Genomic DNA, 3,613 nt, shown 5'->3' with positions numbered 1-3,613 from the left:
CGCCACGGCCTCCTCGTACGCCCCCGGCACCATCTCGGCCCGCCCGGACACCACCATCCGCCGGAAGACGTCCCCCCGCACATGAACGGCCCGCGGCAGCCGCTCGGCCAGGGCCTGGGCAACAGTGGACTTCCCGGCGGCCATCACGCCGGTGATGAGGACGACGGCGGGGCCGGGATCAGCGGCTCGCAACACGATCGCGGTCAGCCCGCGACGGCGCCCGCCAGGAAGGCGGTCCAGGTGGCGGGGGCGACGGCGAAGGTGGGGCCGTCGACGACCTTGGAGTCGCGGACGTGGACGGTGTGGGGGCAGGTGGCAACCTCCACGCACGCCTCGCCCTCGTTGCCGCTGTAGCTGGACTTGCGCCAGTCGTAGGCGACTTCGACGCAGGCGCCGCCCTCGTTGTTGCTGTAGCTGGACTTGAACCAGAAGAGCTCGGGCCCGGTGGTCACAGTTGCCTCGCCTTCGTTTCGATGATCTCCGCCGACTTCCAGGGGTTGAGCGCCTGCGCCCGCAGGATGCCGAAGAGGTCGAACGTGTCACCCACCTGTTCCGGCCTGGCGATCAACCTATCGCCGCCCTGGCTCTCCGCGAACACCAGATTGCGGCCTTCCGCCGTACACATCAACTGCATCGGCCCGTTCAAGCCCGCGTGCGTGTGCTGATCCGACGGCATGACCTGCACCGTGAGGTGGTTCATCCGCCCCATGCACTCCAGCAGATGCAGCAACTGCTCCTTCAGCACCTCCGCGCCGCCGAGCGTCCGGTCCAGGATCGACTCCTCGATGACGAACCCGACGTACGGCGGAGGCGTGCGCATCAGCACCGTCTGCCGTTCCAGCCGCGCCTCGACGTGCCGGACGATCTCGTCCTCGGTGTACGCGGGTTTGCGTGCCCGGTACAGGGCGTACGCGTACGCCTCCGTCTGGAGCAGCCCCGGAATCAGCATCGTCTCGTACGCGCTGATGACCCGTGCCTGCCGTTCCAGCCGCGCCCAGTCCAGGAACTTCGCCGGGTACTTCTCCTCGTCGATCAGCTCGATGCACGCCTTCAACGCACCGCCCGCGACGAACACCCCGTCCGCGTCGGCCAGCAGCTCCAGCGTCGGAATGCGCTCCGCTCGCTCAACCGCTCCCATCAGCGACTCCGAGATCAACAACTGGTCCGCAGCGTCCTTCTGCGTGAACCCCGCCCGTACCCGATGAATACGTATCAGGTCCCCCACAAGCCTCCGCACCTGCGACGGCTCACCACTGGTCCCCACAGCCATCACCACCCTCCCTACATCCCGTCGATGTGGATCGCGCCCTTCTGGTCACGCTACGCAGCCAAGGGAATCCTCATAGTCATGACGAGCAAGAAGCACCCCGATTGGGTACCGTCCGCCGGACTCCACCTCCACCTGACCGGCATCCACTTCGACGCCATCCGGCTGCGCGGCGTACGGGGCGACGCAGTGCTGCACCACCTCGGAACCCTCACCGAGGGCGAACCGGGCCCGGTCGTACGGGAGATCGCGGGCGGCCGATGGATGTACTTCCTGATCCCGCCCGGGTCGAGCAAGGAGCACGACTGGCCGCCGGGTGCCAGGTGCTTCGGGCCGGCCGCCCGTGACCAGTACGTGGGAATCCCCGCACCCGACGGCAACACGTATCCACTGAGCTGGCGGTACGGGCCGCCAAAGGAAGGGGAGTTCGTGGACGTGGAACTGCTGTACGGGCTGGTGATGGCGCAGTTGGCCCCGGAGGAGCGGTGAGGCGGGCACAGGTGGGGCCGCACAACCGGATCACACCCTCATCTCGGATGACTTCGACGTACCCGGCCCATGGCCGCCGGCCCCACCAGAACCGGAATCCCGACGAAGACCCAGCGCCAGCCCAGATGCTCGGTCACGCTGCCGGAGGCGAGCGGCCCGACGACGGACGGGACGACCCAGCTCGCGGCGAAAGCGGCCATGATCGCCGGCCGCAGGTGCTCCGGATAGGCCCGGCTGATCACCACGTACAACGCCACGATCACCAGCCCGCCACCGAGCCCCTGCACGGCCCGCCCGGCGATGAACATCCACATGCTGCCCGCCGTCCCCGACAGCAGCAGACCGGCCCCGAAGGCACCGATCCCGGTGGCGAGCGGCGCCAGCGGCCCGCGCCGGTCCGCCCACTACCCCGAAAGCACCATGGCGAAGAGGCTGGTCGTGAAGTACGCGGAGAAAGCGAACGCGTACAACGGAATGCCACGCAGCTCACGGGCGGCGACCGGCATCGCGGTCTCCACGGCGGTCGCCTCGAACGCGATCAGGAACACGACGGAGACGATGCCGATACTCAGCGCCCGATAGGTCCGCCCGAGCACCCCTACGGATTCAGCGGCGACAGGGGCGAGACACCGACGTTGTCACGCGGTTCCAGGGCACTCATGAGCCCAAGAGTAAGGGGCAAGATCTCATCTGGCCCCTGTCGTGAGGTGGTCCGCCGCCCGTCCGTTGGTCGTAGGACCGCAAAGCCGATGGTGAACGCGGCATGGCAGTCGCATTGCGCAGCTTCCCGCGCAGAGCCGGGTCGAACCCGGGGTCACTCACGGCGATTTCTAACGATTCGAATCCGCACCAGGTCCCCACATACGAAAGGCGACCACCCTGCGCACGGCGCAGGGTGGTCGCCTTCTCTCGTACGGTCCGGAGATCAGGAGGCGATCGTCGTCTCGTCCTTGAGCGCTTCCTTCATCATTTCCCGCAGCTGCGCCTCGTCCTCGTTGCTGAGCGAGGTCTGCACGAGCTGACCGCCGAACTTGACGATCTCGGGGACGACCTTGTCGCGGACGGACGTCTTGACGAGCACGAAGACGGCGGCGGCGCCGGGCCGGAGATTGGTGCTCAGCTCCTTCATGAAGTCGTCGTTGACACCGGTGTCGACGACGGACCCTCCGGCGGCGCCGGCTGCGGCGCCCACCGCGGCACCGAGGAACGGCACGAGGAAGAGCAGCCCGATGACGCTCCCCCACAGCGCGCCGCCCGCGGCACCGGCACCCACGTGGTTGACGGCCTGATGCAGCTTGATCTTGCCGTCCTTCGCACGCCGTTCGACGACGACGACGTCCTCCAGTTCGACAAGGTGCTCGCGGTTCATGGACAGCAGCTTGTCCCGGACCTGGTCTGCGGTGGCGAGATCGTCGTAGGCGATGACGAACAGATTGCTCATGCGGCTGACTCCTCCTCGTGGTGCCTTACCGCACCAACTATAGAGGAACTATTATCAAATAAGACATTCGTTCCGAATATGTTAACCGTCCAGCCGCTTCAGCTCTCCGCCGCTCCCACCACCCGCGCCCGGCCGAGCTCCGTGAGGACCGTGTCGACCGTCTGCTCCACGCTCTGCCCGGTCGTGTCCAGCCAAAGCCCGATCCGCGGTGTCTCCTCCCGCAGCACCCGGTCCAACGACTCGACCGTCCACCCGGCCCCGTAACCGTTCTTGCCCCGCCCGGCCTCCCGCGCGGCAACGGCTCGCGACTCGGGGGCGAGGACGACGACGTACAGCGGCCGGGTCCGTACGAGACCGACGTACGCGGCCAACTCCTCCCCCAACACCACGTCCTGCACCACGGCGGTCCAGCCCTC

5 protein-coding genes and 2 pseudogenes are annotated in these 3,613 nt (G+C 67.5%); 1 reads left to right on the top strand and 6 read right to left on the bottom strand.

Going from position 1 to position 3,613, the window contains the following annotated elements; translation table 11 throughout:
* The 3 genes from AB0N06_RS38325 to AB0N06_RS38315 all read right to left on the bottom strand — a co-directional run.
* On the bottom strand, positions 1-192 hold a 192-nt coding region (locus AB0N06_RS38325; protein WP_366139296.1), incomplete at its 3' end, for an AAA family ATPase.
* An 11-nt stretch (positions 193-203) separates the two neighbouring features.
* A complete protein-coding gene (locus tag AB0N06_RS38320) occupies positions 204-452 on the bottom strand; it encodes a DUF397 domain-containing protein (RefSeq protein WP_366139295.1) in 249 nt (82 codons plus the stop codon).
* A complete protein-coding gene (locus AB0N06_RS38315; protein ID WP_366139294.1) occupies positions 449-1,270 on the bottom strand; it encodes a helix-turn-helix transcriptional regulator in 822 nt (273 codons plus the stop codon). Before AB0N06_RS38315 ends, AB0N06_RS38320 begins: the two co-directional genes overlap by 4 nt.
* A gap of 78 nt (positions 1,271-1,348) precedes the next feature.
* Here AB0N06_RS38315 and AB0N06_RS38310 point away from each other — a divergent pair, with 78 nt between their 5' ends.
* The gene (locus AB0N06_RS38310; RefSeq protein ID WP_366139293.1) at positions 1,349-1,756 is read left to right on the top strand and encodes a hypothetical protein; all 408 of its coding nucleotides are present in this window, start codon (positions 1,349-1,351) and stop codon (positions 1,754-1,756) included.
* Positions 1,757-1,839: 83 nt separating this feature from the next.
* Here the strand turns inward: AB0N06_RS38310 and AB0N06_RS38305 are convergent.
* The 3 genes and pseudogenes from AB0N06_RS38305 to AB0N06_RS38295 all read right to left on the bottom strand — a co-directional run.
* Positions 1,840-2,417 (bottom strand): annotated as a pseudogene (locus tag AB0N06_RS38305) (MFS transporter); the annotation flags it as partial.
* 264 nt (positions 2,418-2,681) lie between these two features.
* On the bottom strand, positions 2,682-3,197 hold the full coding sequence (locus AB0N06_RS38300) for a DUF1269 domain-containing protein (protein WP_366139292.1): 516 nt from the start codon (positions 3,195-3,197) through the stop codon (positions 2,682-2,684).
* A 98-nt stretch (positions 3,198-3,295) separates the two neighbouring features.
* Positions 3,296-3,613, bottom strand: a pseudogene (locus tag AB0N06_RS38295) (phosphotransferase); the annotation flags it as partial.

Source organism: Streptomyces sp. NPDC051020 (assembly GCF_040683105.1).
Lineage (GTDB): Bacteria > Actinomycetota > Actinomycetes > Streptomycetales > Streptomycetaceae > Streptomyces.
Note: the sequence above shows the minus strand (reverse complement) of the source record. Positions and strands in the feature narration are given on the sequence as shown.

What these genes read in the sequence shown, in the direction of transcription:
- AB0N06_RS38315 (WP_366139294.1), bottom strand. Translation starts at nt 1,270, where the DNA reads ATGGCTGTGGGGACCAGTGGTGAGCCGTCGCAGGTGCGGAGGCTTGTG.
- AB0N06_RS38310 (WP_366139293.1), top strand. Translation starts at nt 1,349, where the DNA reads ATGACGAGCAAGAAGCACCCCGATTGGGTACCGTCCGCCGGACTCCAC.
- AB0N06_RS38300 (WP_366139292.1), bottom strand. Translation starts at nt 3,197, where the DNA reads ATGAGCAATCTGTTCGTCATCGCCTACGACGATCTCGCCACCGCAGAC.